The sequence below is a fragment of the Salmonella sp. K21076 genome (assembly GCF_039650795.1).
Classification (GTDB): Bacteria; Pseudomonadota; Gammaproteobacteria; order Enterobacterales; family Enterobacteriaceae; genus Salmonella; species Salmonella enterica.
In genome coordinates this window covers 73680-87067 of the sequence record NZ_JBCLYA010000025.1, presented here as the reverse complement: position 1 = coordinate 87067, position 13388 = coordinate 73680, and the positions used below count along the sequence as shown (strand labels likewise).

General features: G+C 49.8%; 9 protein-coding genes and 1 pseudogene. 5 read left to right on the top strand and 5 right to left on the bottom strand.

Going from position 1 to position 13388, the window contains the following annotated elements:
- Window positions 1-226 precede the first annotated feature (226 nt).
- The 3 genes from ldtD to AAYN39_RS09595 all read left to right on the top strand — a co-directional run bounded on the left by ldtD (window position 227) and on the right by AAYN39_RS09595 (window position 3557).
- Entirely contained in the window at window positions 227-2074 is a 1848-nt protein-coding gene (gene ldtD, locus AAYN39_RS09605; RefSeq protein WP_000925899.1) for a L,D-transpeptidase, read from the top strand.
- A gap of 259 nt (window positions 2075-2333) precedes the next feature.
- Window positions 2334-2882 carry a YcbK family protein gene (locus AAYN39_RS09600; RefSeq protein ID WP_000357053.1) on the top strand — a complete coding sequence of 183 codons (549 nt, stop codon included), beginning with the start codon at window positions 2334-2336 and terminating at the stop codon, window positions 2880-2882.
- 27 nt (window positions 2883-2909) lie between these two features.
- Complete coding sequence (locus tag AAYN39_RS09595; protein ID WP_001109472.1) at window positions 2910-3557, top strand: MBL fold metallo-hydrolase; 648 nt, start codon at window positions 2910-2912, stop codon at window positions 3555-3557.
- Window positions 3558-3618: 61 nt separating this feature from the next.
- Here AAYN39_RS09595 and aspC read toward each other — a convergent pair whose 3' ends face one another.
- From aspC to AAYN39_RS09575, 4 genes are all read right to left on the bottom strand, one after another.
- Complete coding sequence (aspC, locus tag AAYN39_RS09590) at window positions 3619-4809, bottom strand: aspartate transaminase (RefSeq protein ID WP_000462648.1); 1191 nt, start codon at window positions 4807-4809, stop codon at window positions 3619-3621.
- A gap of 184 nt (window positions 4810-4993) precedes the next feature.
- Entirely contained in the window at window positions 4994-6085 is a 1092-nt protein-coding gene (gene ompF, locus AAYN39_RS09585; RefSeq protein ID WP_000977709.1) for a porin OmpF, read from the bottom strand.
- A gap of 618 nt (window positions 6086-6703) precedes the next feature.
- Window positions 6704-8104 (bottom strand): asparagine--tRNA ligase, encoded by a 1401-nt coding sequence (gene asnS, locus AAYN39_RS09580; protein WP_000117867.1) that lies wholly within the window; start codon window positions 8102-8104, stop codon window positions 6704-6706.
- Between the two features lie 200 nt (window positions 8105-8304).
- Window positions 8305-8766, bottom strand: coding sequence for an Lrp/AsnC family transcriptional regulator (locus tag AAYN39_RS09575; protein WP_000762345.1), 462 nt, complete (start codon window positions 8764-8766; stop codon window positions 8305-8307).
- A gap of 317 nt (window positions 8767-9083) precedes the next feature.
- Here AAYN39_RS09575 and dpaL point away from each other — a divergent pair.
- Both dpaL and AAYN39_RS09565 read left to right on the top strand, forming a co-directional pair.
- Window positions 9084-10299 (top strand): annotated as a pseudogene (gene dpaL, locus AAYN39_RS09570) (diaminopropionate ammonia-lyase).
- A gap of 245 nt (window positions 10300-10544) precedes the next feature.
- A complete protein-coding gene (locus AAYN39_RS09565) occupies window positions 10545-11978 on the top strand; it encodes an amino acid carrier protein (RefSeq protein ID WP_000893189.1) in 1434 nt (477 codons plus the stop codon).
- A gap of 80 nt (window positions 11979-12058) precedes the next feature.
- Here AAYN39_RS09565 and pncB read toward each other — a convergent pair whose 3' ends face one another.
- Window positions 12059-13261: a nicotinate phosphoribosyltransferase gene (pncB, locus tag AAYN39_RS09560; RefSeq protein WP_000191411.1), complete on the bottom strand. Its 1203-nt coding sequence runs from the start codon at window positions 13259-13261 to the stop codon at window positions 12059-12061.
- Window positions 13262-13388 lie beyond the last annotated feature (127 nt).

The following is a 13388-nucleotide window of genomic DNA, read 5'->3' as shown; positions in this document are numbered from 1 at the left end:
AAAGCCGCCTTTTTCTTTATCTGAAAAATCTCTCCGGGTAGTGTATTTTCTTTAAACTTCTTTACATTAGGTTAGGCAAAAACGTAACGAACTTTATATACTGGAGTTAAGCCTGACGAGTGAGCAGGCTGACTCGTCATACTAAACAAAAGCATTGGTTGAGGTTGACCCGCGCTGCGGGCAGCACAGTCATGCGGAGTATGATAACGAAAACAGGGGGCAAGGGATGTTGCTTAATAAGATGTGTGGTCGTTGTCTGTCGGCAATCAGTTTATGCCTGGCCGTAACATTCGCTCCACTGTTCAATGCGCAGGCCGATGAGCCTGAAATGATACCTGGCGATAGCGCCGTTGCCGCGACGGGTCAGGCTGGGCCGCAGAAGCAATCCGCCGCGACGGCGATTCTGGCCGGGATTCAGCCGCTGCCGGAGGGCGTTTCAGCCGAGAAAGTTCGGGCTGATTTACAGTCGCAGCTTCCTTCCGGCTATACGCCGGTCTATATGAGCCAGCTGACATTGCTGTATGCCGCGCGCGACATGAAGCCCATGTGGGATAATCGCGATGCGGTGAAAGCCTTCCAGCAACAGTTGGCGGAGGTGGCGATCGCCGGATTCCAGCCGCAGTTTACCGCCTGGGTGGCATTGTTGACCGCTCCCGCCGTAAACGGTATGGCGCGCGATGTTGTGTTGTCAGACGCCATGATGGGCTATCTCCATTTCATTGCGAATATCCCCGTCAAAGGCCAACGCTGGCTATATAGCAACAAACCTTACGCATTGGCGACGCCGCCAGTCTCGGTGATTAACCAGTGGCAAATCGCGCTGGAAGAGGGGCAGTTGCCGATGTTTGTCGCCAGCCTGGCGCCGCAGCATCCACAGTATGCGCCCATGCATGACGCACTGCTGAAGCTGGTGGCGGACTCTCGCCCGTGGCCGCAGTTGACCAATACCGCGACGCTGCGCCCGGGGCAATGGAGTAACGATGTGCCTGCGCTGCGCGAAATATTACAGCGTACGGGGATGCTGGATGGCGGTCCAAAGATAGCCTTACCCGGCGATAACACCTCTGATAGTGCCGTCGTCAGCCCCTCCGCCGTAGTCGACGAAACATCGGTGGCGCAGCCGGTCGACGAACCAACGGCCCGCCGTAGTAAGCCGGCTCCGGCGGCACGCGCCTACGATCGTGAACTGGTCGAGGCGGTAAAGCGTTTTCAGGCATGGCAAGGACTGGGGGCGGATGGCGTCATTGGCCCGGCGACGCGTAACTGGCTTAATATGACCCCCGCGCAACGCGCAGGCGTACTGGCACTGAATATCCAACGTTTACGCCTGCTGCCGGCGGAACTCTCTACCGGTATTATGGTAAACATTCCCGCTTATTCGCTGGTCTACTATCAGAATGGCAACCAGGTGCTGGCTTCAAGGGTGATCGTCGGGCGTCCCGATCGTAAAACGCCGATGATGAGCAGCGCGCTGAATAATGTGGTGGTGAACCCGCCGTGGAACGTTCCGCCCACGCTTGCGCGTAAAGACATTTTACCGAAGGTGTGGAATGACCCAGGCTATCTGGAGCGCCATGGCTACACCGTGATGCGCGGCTGGAACAGCAAAGAAGCGATCGATCCGTGGCAGGTTGACTGGGCCACCATTACGCCATCGAATCTTCCGTTCCGTTTCCAGCAGGCGCCAGGCGCGCACAATTCGCTGGGGCGTTATAAATTTAATATGCCGAGTTCAGATGCGATCTATCTGCACGATACGCCTAACCATAATCTTTTTCAGCGTGACGCCAGGGCGTTAAGTTCCGGCTGCGTGCGGGTCAATAAGGCCTCTGAACTGGCGAATATGCTTTTGCAGGATGCTGGCTGGAACGATGCGCGGATCTCTGGCGCCCTGAAGCAAGGCGACACGCGGTATGTCAATATCCGGCAGAACATTCCAGTAAATCTTTACTATCTGACCGCGTTTGTCGGCGCAGATGGACGTATGCAATATCGTACAGATATTTACAATTACGATCTCACAGCGCGATCCAGCGCACAAATTGTGCCAAAGGTTGAACAATTAATCAGGTAAATGAAGAAGTTCTGGTAAATATGTTGTCCTAATGTTTGGCTTCAACGGGGCGTTTCGCTGTAGACCCCCGTTGTGGCTGGGGGAGGGCCATCTTGACGCGGGCTTTATCGCCAGTTAAGGTGCCTTTCGTGCGCCAGAAGTGCATATACAACAACCTTTAAGTCGACCGGGCCGTTCAGAAGTCTGTGCCAGCCGGTATCATGTCTGCTTAAAGGTAGAAGTGTATTAACGATAACATTGACCTGTAGACCTGATTATCATGGACAAATTTGACGCTAATCGCCGCAAGCTGCTGGCGCTTGGTGGTGTCGCTCTCGGCGCCGCCATCCTGCCCTCGCCAGCGTTTGCCACACTCTCGACCCCACGCCCGCGCATTTTGACGTTAAACAATCTCCATACCGGAGAGTCAATCAAGGCGGAGTTTTTCGATGGAAGAGCCTACATTCAGGATGAATTAGCAAAGTTAAACCATTTTTTCCGTGACTATCGCGCGAATAAAGTCCGATCAATCGATCCCCGCCTGTTTGACCAACTTTACCGACTTCAGGGGCTGTTAGGGACGCGTAAACCTGTGCAGCTCATCTCAGGCTACCGTTCTCTTGATACCAATAATGAATTACGCGCCCGTAGCAGCGGCGTAGCGAAAAAAAGCTACCATACAAAAGGGCAGGCGATGGATTTTCATATTGAGGGCGTGGCGCTGAGCAATATTCGCAAAGCGGCGTTATCTATGCGCGCAGGTGGTGTAGGATATTACCCACGTAGTAACTTTGTGCATATTGATACCGGGCCAGCGCGGCACTGGTAATCAGCGAGGCTTAATCAAAGGAGCAGTATGAACTATCGTATTATTCCGGTCACCGCGTTCTCCCAGAACTGTTCATTAATCTGGTGCGAACAAACCCGGCTGGCGGCGCTGGTCGATCCGGGCGGCGACGCGGAAAAAATTAAACAGGAAGTGGACGCCAGCGGCGTGACGTTGATGCAAATTTTACTCACGCATGGGCATCTCGATCATGTCGGCGCGGCGAGTGAACTGGCGCAGCATTACGGCGTTCCTGTTATCGGTCCGGAAAAAGAAGATGAGTTCTGGCTGCAAGGACTGCCGGCGCAAAGCCGCATGTTTGGTCTGGATGAGTGTCAGCCGCTGACGCCTGATCGCTGGCTGAACGACGGCGATCGCGTCAGCGTGGGGAATGTGACGTTACAGGTGTTACATTGTCCGGGACACACGCCGGGACACGTGGTTTTCTTTGATGAACAGTCGCAACTGCTGATCTCCGGCGATGTGATTTTCAAAGGTGGCGTCGGGCGCAGCGATTTTCCTCGCGGCGATCACACCCAGTTGATTGACGCCATTAAGCGTAAATTATTGCCGCTTGGCGATGATGTGACCTTTATTCCTGGCCACGGCCCGCTCTCTACGCTCGGATACGAGCGTCTGCATAATTCCTTCCTGCAAGATGAGATGCCGGTCTGGTAAGCAGAATGAAAAAGCCTGCAATGTGCAGGCTTTTTTATCGGTCACGCCAGTCGGCAGCTTTTTATAGTACCGCGACAATGGCTTCGCACAGCGGCGCCATATTATCCGGGGTCATGCCCGCCACGTTCACGCGACCAGAAGCCACGGCATAAACGCCAAACTCTTCACGCAGACGCAGCACCTGATCTTTGGTCAGACCGCTGAATGAGAACATCCCGTTCTGCTTGATAATAAAGCTGAAGTCACGGTTCGCGCCTTTTTCCTGCAAGGTATTCACGAACAGTTGACGCATACGCTGAATACGCTGGCGCATGTCCGTCAGTTCCTGTTCCCAGATAGCGCGCAGGGCGTCATTACTCAGGATAGTCGCGACGATGGACGCGCCGTGCGCTGGTGGGTTGGAGTAGTTAGCGCGAATGGCGGATTTCATCTGGCTAAAAGCGCGATCCACGGTTTCCGCATCGGCGGCAACGAGGGTGCAGGCGCCGACGCGCTCATTATATAAGCCGAAGTTTTTGGAGTAGGAGCTGGCGACAATGAGCTCTTTATGCAGCGCGGCAAAGGCGCGCAGACCTTCCGCATCTTCTTCCAGGCCGCGGGCAAAGCCCTGGTAGGCGAAATCGAATAGCGGCAGCCACCCTTTTTCAACGGAAAGCTCAGCCAGAACCTGCCACTGTTCCAGAGTAGGGTCAATGCCGGTTGGGTTATGACAGCAACCGTGGAACAGAACCACATCGCCGGCCTGTGCTTCGCTCAGGCTGGCTTGTAGCGCTTCAAAATCCAGCGAGTGATTTTCCGCATCGTAGTAAGCGTACTCCCGAACTTCCAGGCCGGCAGCGTTAAACACGCTTTTGTGGTTCGGCCAGCTGGGGTTGCTCACCCACACCCGTTTTACCGGAGTATTTTTTGCCAAAAAGTCGGCGGCAATGCGTAACGCGCCGGTACCGCCCGGCGTTTGCGCCGTGCGTGCGCGCTTATCATTAATCAGCGCGCTGCCTTTGCCGAACAGCAGTTCCTGAGTGCAGCGAGCAAATTCCGGAATCCCGTCAATGCCGAGATAGTTTTTCGTCGTTTCATTTTCCAGTAAATACTGCTCGGCTTTTTTAACGCTGGTGAGCACCGGTGTTTTGCCGGTTTCATCTTTATATACGCCAATGCCAAGGTTAATTTTCCCTGGACGGTCATCGGCGCGAAACAGATCGGCCAGGCCCAAAATCGGGTCGGCAGGAGCGGCGGTTATGTTCTCAAACATGACGAGGTTCCATTATAGTTACAGAAGGGAAATCCGCTATCAGGTTAACGGCAGATTTACAAAATGCCAACCGTTAGCGCTAAAAAGCCCGCCTGTTTTTGAAAGACGCACATTTTCTCTAAGAGAGATAAAAAAACAGGACCGAAGTCCTGTTTTTGAGGCATAAAACAAAGGGGTCTGCTGATCAGAACTGGTAAGTAATACCGACAGCCGCCTGATCGTCGGTGCCAACGTAGCTGGAGCTGTAGTCGTTTTCGTCCAGCAGGTTGAAACGGTAGTCAACCCATACGTTCATGTTTTTGTTGAAGTAGTAAGTCGCGCCCGCCTGAATATATTTCGCCAGATCGGCCGAGCCGTCGGCGCCGTTCAACTGCTTACCTTTACTCTGCACATACGAGATTGCCGGACGCAGGCCGAAGTCAAACTGGTACTGAGCGACCACTTCCAGGTTCTGCGTTTTGTTTGCCATTTCCACGGTATCGGTAACCGTATTTTCAACAATGCTCATATTGCGGGTTTCAGCATATACGGCAGCCAGGTAGACGTTGTTTGCATCATATTTCGCGCCAACGGCCCACGATTCTGCGCGATCGCCATTACCATCGCGATCCTGCTGATCGTTAGTACGCTTGCTGTTGCTGTACGCTGCGGTGACGCCAAAGCCGTCGAACTCATATGCCATGGTGTAACCTACGCCATCGCCATTCTGAGAGTTAATGCTGTGGTTGTCCTGATTTTTACCCTGATACTGGATACCGAAAGAGAGACCGTCCACCAGACCAAAGAAGTCAGAGTTACGGTAGGTCAACAAACCGCCAGCACGGCTGGTCATGTAGTTATCGGTATAGGCGCCGCCCCAGGTTTCGCCGGAGAAGTAGGGGGCCATATCGGTATAGGATTCAACATCGTAAACGATACCGTAGTTACGACCATAATCGATTGAACCCACTTCCGCGTATTTCAAACCCGCGAAAGCCAGACGTACCAGATTCGAGTTCTGCTGTTCGCCTTCAGCGCGGTCTGCTTTAGTACGGTATTCCCACTGACCGAAACCGGTCAGATCGGTGTTAATCTGCGTTTCCCCTTTAAAACCAATCTGGGCATAAGTCTGGTCGGCATTTTTACTATCGCCGGTCGTTGTCCATACGTGACGACCCACGGCTTTACCGTACAGATCCAGCTTATTACCATCTTTATTATAAATTTCTGCTGCGTTTGCGGTTGCAGCAGCCAGCAGGGCAGGGATCACCGCTGCCAGGATTTTGCGCTTCATCATTATTTATTACCCTCATTGGTTTTTTTATATGACACCTGCCACTGCCGTCAATAAATTCTGTCAATAAAACTTTACAGAAATATTGATGAGAGTTTGGTGTCTTTATGTGTCTGACAGGCATCTTTCCATTCAAACTTTCCATTCAAACTAACGTTTCGCTACTGTGAAAGTGCTACAAATATAAATATTTGGTTTCAAAAGGAAAAATATGTAAATAAATGTTATTTTCGCGGAACTTTGTGAACAACGTCAAACTTCCCCTGAGTTCTCGCTTTGATTTGATTATTTTTATTTTATCACTATGATTTTATTACATTTATTGGTTTGCGACACCGTTGTGCCTGAAAAAACAGCAGACGAGCTATTTCATAAAAATAGCCATTTAGAAGTCTTGATGTCCGAAATTGTGGTGAAAAATTGTGCTATTAGAGCAGAAAAATCTAATCCGCAATAAAATTAAGGATTAATTTTTATGTGTAAATATTTTCGTGAAATATACAGTAACAAGATGTTGTAATTCAGAGGGTTGTAATTAAATTTATTTACTTATTGATAATAAAACTGACATTCAGGCGAAAAAAAAGGCCAGCATAGCTGGCCTTGAGTGTGACGTAAAAATCAGAAGCTGGCGTTGCGTGGGGTCCGTGGGAACGGAATAACATCGCGCACGTTTTGCACACCCGTGACGTAAGCGATAAGGCGTTCAAAGCCCAGGCCAAAGCCGGAATGCGGTACAGTACCGTAGCGACGCAAGTCGCGATACCACCAGTAATCCTCTTTATTCAGCCCCATTTCGGCCATACGGGCATCCAGCACATCCAGACGCTCTTCACGCTGGGAACCACCGATGATTTCGCCGATTCCCGGCGCCAGCACATCCATGGCCGCCACGGTTTTGCCATCTTCGTTAAGGCGCATGTAAAACGCTTTAATTTCTTTCGGATAGTTTTTCACCACTACCGGCGCTTTGAAATGCTCTTCCGCCAGATAACGTTCGTGTTCGGAAGAAAGGTCGACGCCCCAGAACACCGGGTTTTCAAATGTCTTACCACAGCGTTCCAGAATGGCGACCGCATCGGTGTAATCCACCTGAGCAAAGTCGGTGGAGACAAAACGCTCCAGACGAGCGATAGCGTCTTTATCCACGCGTTCGGCAAAGAACTTCATGTCATCCGCACGCTCTTCCAGAACCGCCTTGAAGACATATTTCAGCATGGCTTCCGCCAGACGGGCGTTGTCTTCCAGATCGGCGAACGCCACTTCCGGCTCCAGCATCCAGAACTCCGCCAGGTGGCGGCTGGTGTTGGAATTTTCCGCGCGGAAGGTCGGCCCAAAAGTATAGATTTTGGACAGCGCACAGGCATAGGTTTCACCATTGAGCTGGCCGGAGACGGTCAGGAATGATTCTTTGCCAAAAAAGTCTTTGTCAAAATCTACTCTGCCCTGGTCGTTACGCGGCAGGTTTTCCAGATCCAACGTTGAGACGCGGAACATTTCGCCAGCGCCTTCGGTATCGGAAGCGGTAATCAGCGGGGTAGAGACCCAAAAGAAACCCTGCTCATCGAAGAAGCGATGCAGCGCCTGCGCCAGAGTATGGCGGACGCGCGCTACCGCGCCAATCAGGTTGGTGCGCGGGCGCAGATGCGCGACTTCACGCAGATACTCAATGCTATGGCGTTTTGCCGCCATCGGGTAGGTATCCGGATCTTCCACCCAGCCTGCGACCTCTACTTTCGTGGCCTGGATTTCGAAACTTTGCCCCTGTCCCGGCGACGCGACAACCTTACCTGTTACTACCACGGAGCAGCCTGTCGTCAGGTGTAATACTTCTTCATTATAATTGGGCAGAGAATTATTAATGACAGCCTGTACAGGATCAAAGCAGGAGCCGTCATAAACGGCGAGGAAGGAGATGCCAGCTTTTGAATCTCGGCGGGTACGCACCCATCCGCGCACGGTGACTTCTTGGTCAACGGCTACGCGGCCCTGGAGTACGTCGGCTACAGGCACAACGCTCATAATATTCTCTCTAGTTAATAGTCGGAAAAAATAAACACTTGTCCACCCGAAATGGGGGTATTCCTATGTTACCTGGCATCTGCAATCAGACAAGCAGAAATCGCATCTGGAAGCAGGTTTTCAGAAAGAAACCTGTAAAAAGTTCGCACCTGCTCGCGAACAATTGAGAATTTAGGCTGGTTTTGTAAGCTTTGCGCACGTTACTCGATCAGGACGCGCATCTCTTGCTTGGCGTTTTGCATCACGACAATCGTTTTAAAAGACTTAATATTGCCTGAGGAAAAGAAAAGCTCACGGGTAAGTGTTTCATATTCCGCCATGTCACGAACATTGAGCACCAGTAAAAAGTCGAAATCGCCCGTTACGTAGTAGACCTGCTGCACCTGCGGGCAACTGACAAACCGTTGACGAGCCTCTTCCAGTAAATTGAATCGCTCGTTTTCGATCACCACCTGCACCACAATCGTGACCGGGCGTCCCACTTTGCCAGCATCAACAAGGCTGACATTGCCTTTAATTATGCCCGCCTCCTCCAGTGCCGCGATACGACGATTCACTGCCGAAGGTGAAAGATTGACCTGTTCGGCGATTTCCCGCTGAGAAAGACGATTATCGCGTTGCAATAATGTCAGAATGTTTTTATCCCAGGCGTCAAGCTTCATATCGCAAATAACCTCTTTAATGTGATGACTATCACTGTGCGCAATTTTGCCGCGTCCAGGCCGTTAAAAAAAGGTGAAAATTGCACGACGATGGGCATTTTCGCGCCATTTAACAGCAATAAGCATAGTACTATCATAATCAGCGGAATAAAGAAAAGGACGTAATAGATATTGTGCGACTCTTTTATCAGTACGGTTTATTAAAGTGAGGATAACCACTACTACAGCCACAAAACGCGAGTTCTTTACTTGTTTCTACTCAATAATTGCCAAAAACATATTATTTCAATAAATAAACTTTAACAAAAGGTATCATTATGCATGAGCTTATTAAATACCAGTTTAATACACGTCGGAAAAAATATGGTACAGGAGCGGCTTTAAGTTTGCTTAACGGAAATGTTGGGCGTGAGGTGTTAGCATTTCATAAAAAATTACCCAATTATGCCGTTACGCCGTTACATAATCTGGCGCATCTAAGCCGGCGGCTTGGACTAGGGTCCATCCATATTAAAGATGAGTCCTGGCGTTTTGGTCTGAATGCTTTTAAAGGTCTGGGCGGCTCTTATGCTGTAGGAAAATATCTCGCTGATAAATTGCAATGTGATATTAACTCGTTAAGTTTTGCTGCCCTTAACACTCCTGAGATTAAAGAAAAAATTAAAGATTGTGTTTTTGTTACCGCGACGGATGGCAATCATGGCCGTGGTGTGGCGTGGGCGGCGGAGCAATTAGGTCTAAAAGCCGTCGTTTATATGCCTAAGGGATCATCGTTAATCTGGGCAGAGAATATTCGCCATCATGGAGCTGAATGCACCATCACCGATCTGAACTACGATGATGCAGTGCGACTGGCCCATAGAATGGCGCAAACAAAAGGCTGGGTGCTTTTGCAGGATACAGCCTGGACAGGGTATGAAGAGATCCCAACATGGATTATGCAAGGCTATATGATACTAGCGGTTGAAGCTTATGAGCAGCTCGCAGAAACAAACAGTCCGTTGCCAACCCACCTTATTTTACAAGCGGGGGGTGGGATCATTTGCTGGCAGTGTTATGGGTTATTTTGTTGAAAAAATGCAGGAAAATACCCCTAATATTATTGTGGTTGAGCCGCATCAGGCCAACTGTCTTTATCAATCCGCAGTTATGAATGATGGTCAACCTCACTGCGTCACTGGCGATATGGCGACGATAATGGCCGGGCTTGCGTGTGGGGAGCCGAATATTATCAGTTGGCCTATTATTCGGGACAACACCAGTTGTTTTATTTCCGCTGATGATTGTCTGGCGGCTAAGGGTATGCGCATTGCTGCCGCGCCGCGTCCAGGCACTGATACGCCTTTTATTTCCGGCGAGTCCGGAGCTATTGGCGTAGGGTTACTTTATGAGTTGATGAACAATATGCATTATCAGGATCTTGCTAATCGCTTACAGCTTGATGCCAATGCTCATGTTCTGCTTATTAGCACCGAAGGCGATACGTCCCCAGATATTTATGAAGATATAGTCTGGAACGGACGCAGTGCTTAAACATTACGACTAAAAAATTAGATAATAAAGGCAGCATGTAAAAAACGCGTTTTTTATACGCATAATAAACCTAATGCAGGAAGCAAAACTTCATAACAATATACCATTAAAACGGCATTTAGTGAGTAAGGGATGCTCCTACCCGCTGACTTTCCAGTTTAGTGTTGTTGGCAAAATTCAGGATTACGCTGAACTGGAAAGATTATTTCTGAGACTGAACGAATTAATTTAAATCCGAGGTCATTATGTTAGAGCAACTTTCACAACTCTTTGAATTTCTATGGGGTGGCCCATTATTTTTGTGTGTCATCGGCATTGGCTTTTATTTTACAGTACGCCTCAAATTTTTCCAGATTATCAATTTAAAAGAAATTTACCGTAATACAATTGGTACACTTGCCGGAAAAAATAAACAAAACACTACTGGCGAGGCAGCGTCTAAAAAATCCTTAAAATCAATAGAGGTGGCTGCCACTGTGCTATCCGGCTCATTAGGCGCGGGAACGATCGCAGGTGTTGCTGCGGCTATTGCGGTTGGCGGACCTGGGGCAATTTTCTGGATGTGGATCATTGCGGTCGTGGGTATGATGACCAAAATGGTTGAAGTGACGCTGGCGGTGAAATACCGAAGTAAAGGTGAGAATGGCGAATATTATGGCGGCCCAATGCATTATATTAAGAAAGAGCTCAATAAAAAATGGTATCCCCTGGCAGGATTATATGCGTTTGCATTAATGATTCTGGTTATTACGGATGCCTGTTTTGTGCAAACTAATACGATGGCGGCGGTCATTCACTATACGTTTGACATCCCAACAAGCGTCATTGGGGGATTTATTGTCATCGTAGGCGCGTTGGTTATTTTAAAAGGACTCGCCAGTCTTGGTAAATTCTGTACGATTGCACTTCCACCGATCACCATTGCCTATTTCATTGGTGCCGCTGGTGTAGTGGTATTGAATATCGAGGCTATCCCACAGGTTATAAAAAGTATTTTCTATTATGCCTTTGCCCCTGCGCCAGCAGCCGGTGGCTTTGTCGGGTCAACCATCATGATGGCCATCAGTAAAGGAGCCAGTCGCGGAATATTCACTAACGAAGCCGGCATGGGTACCTCGGCCACAGTACATGCTACTGCCAACGTGGATTATGCTTTCCGTCAGGGAATGTGGGGGGCAGTGGAAGTATTTTTTGTTTCAATGATTACCTGTAACTTTACCGCATTTGCTGTACTTGCTTCTGGTATGTGGACAGACGCCAGTTATCAAGGTATTCAGATTATCTTTGCCGCCTTAAAAGAAACATGGCATCCGATTATTGTTCAGGTTCTCTGTCTCGGTGTGGCGTTGATTCTGTTTACTTCTTATCTTGGTTCATATATTAAATTTCGCACTTCAATAAACTATATCTTTGGCGATAAGCTAGAACGCATCATTAAATGGCTATATTTTTTGCCGCCACTGATTGCCGTTAATATGGAAATCCCGGTAATCTGGTTAATGGCTGATATTGCTGTCGGTTTTCTGGTTATCCCCAACGTAATTGCTCTGTTCTTGCTGCGTAAAGAATTTATTAGCGAATTCAATTTATTCAGAACGCGTACACAGCGGGACACTAATTCTGAAAAAACAACGCAAATCACGCACGTAAATATGTCGAAGAGTGAAGGGGAAGAATAGTCACCATCGCGGCCAGAACAGGTAAGATGGTCAGAAGAGTAACAAAGCGCCCACTTTCCGGGCGCTTCGCACAGGCATGGTTAACTTGCTTTACGCACCTGCGGGAGATCGAACGCTTTACGCAGCGCGCGCACAAACGCTTTATCATGACAGATCGTTTTACCGGGGCTGTCGGAAAGTTTAGCCACCGGCTTTCCGTTACATTCCACGAGCTTAATCACGATATTGAGCGGTTTTACCTGAGGGATATCGCAGGTCAGTCGGGTACCGATGCCGAAGCTTAACTGCACGCGAGAGGCGAAATGGCGATAGAGCTCGACCGCCTTTGGCAGATCAAGGTTATCTGAAAAGACCAGCGTTTTTGTCAGCGGATCAATCCCCAGCTTTTCATAATGGGCAATCGCCTTTTCGCCCCATGCGACAGGGTCTCCTGAGTCGTGGCGTAACCCCTGATAACGGCTGGCGAATTCAATGCCGAAATCGCGTAAAAACGCATCCATTGTAATGCAATCTGTCAATGCGATACCAAGCTGGTCCGGATATTCGTTAAGCCAGGCGGCCAACGCGGCACGCTGACTGGTCGCCAGGTCCGGATTGATTTGTTGATGCGCCTGGAACCATTCGTGCGCCTGAGTGCCCATCGGCGTCAGCGCCAGGCGACGCGCGAGATCATAGTTGCTGGTGCCGACGAACCATGACTCCTGCTGGAGACGTTTAACTATCGCCTGCTGCACTTCACGAGAGAAACGGCGGCGGGTGCCGAAGTCCATCAGGTGGAAGCGGGACATATCGAGATTGGCGGTTAACGCAGTGAAATCAACCAGCTTACTTTCCAGCGCGTCGAGCGCCTGATCAACGCCCGCGTTTGGCGAGCGGTAGTGATGAACCAGCTCACTGATCACGGCCAGCAGCGGCACTTCCCACATAATGACTTCACGCCACGAGCCGGTTAAGCGAATATTCAGCTTGCCGTTATCGTTGGTGACACAGACTTGAGCTGGGTTATAGCGAAACTCGCGTAACCAGTTCAGATAATCCGGTTTAAAAAAGGGCAGGCCGGAGAGCCACTGGAACTCGTCCTCCTGGAGGCGCAGGTGCTGCATCGCGTCCACCTGCTCGCGAATAGCATCGGCATAAATACCCAGCAGGTCGTCGCCACGGCAACGAAACTCAGCCGCTACCTGCACATCATAGTAGTGGTGAAAAACGGCTTGCTGCATATGCAACTTATAAGCATCTGTATCCAGCAACGAGTGCAGAACAGGAGAAGCGAATTGTGTCATAGGTGCGCTGTTGCGTCCTCTCACGGGAGTGTTTAGTACAATAAACAACTAAGAAAACCGCTGGAGTATACCTTGTTTAGCGATTTATTGAACCCCGATCACACCATAAGCTGTCTTTAGGGTCGAG

Bases quoted from the DNA above. Each gene is read 5' to 3' on its own strand.
- ldtD (WP_000925899.1), top strand. From the start codon at position 227: ATGTTGCTTAATAAGATGTGTGGTCGTTGTCTGTCGGCAATCAGTTTA.
- AAYN39_RS09600 (WP_000357053.1), top strand. From the start codon at position 2,334: ATGGACAAATTTGACGCTAATCGCCGCAAGCTGCTGGCGCTTGGTGGT.
- AAYN39_RS09595 (WP_001109472.1), top strand. From the start codon at position 2,910: ATGAACTATCGTATTATTCCGGTCACCGCGTTCTCCCAGAACTGTTCA.
- aspC (WP_000462648.1), bottom strand. From the start codon at position 4,809: ATGTTTGAGAACATAACCGCCGCTCCTGCCGACCCGATTTTGGGCCTG.
- ompF (WP_000977709.1), bottom strand. From the start codon at position 6,085: ATGATGAAGCGCAAAATCCTGGCAGCGGTGATCCCTGCCCTGCTGGCT.
- asnS (WP_000117867.1), bottom strand. From the start codon at position 8,104: ATGAGCGTTGTGCCTGTAGCCGACGTACTCCAGGGCCGCGTAGCCGTT.
- AAYN39_RS09575 (WP_000762345.1), bottom strand. From the start codon at position 8,766: ATGAAGCTTGACGCCTGGGATAAAAACATTCTGACATTATTGCAACGC.
- AAYN39_RS09565 (WP_000893189.1), top strand. From the start codon at position 10,545: ATGTTAGAGCAACTTTCACAACTCTTTGAATTTCTATGGGGTGGCCCA.
- pncB (WP_000191411.1), bottom strand. From the start codon at position 13,261: ATGACACAATTCGCTTCTCCTGTTCTGCACTCGTTGCTGGATACAGAT.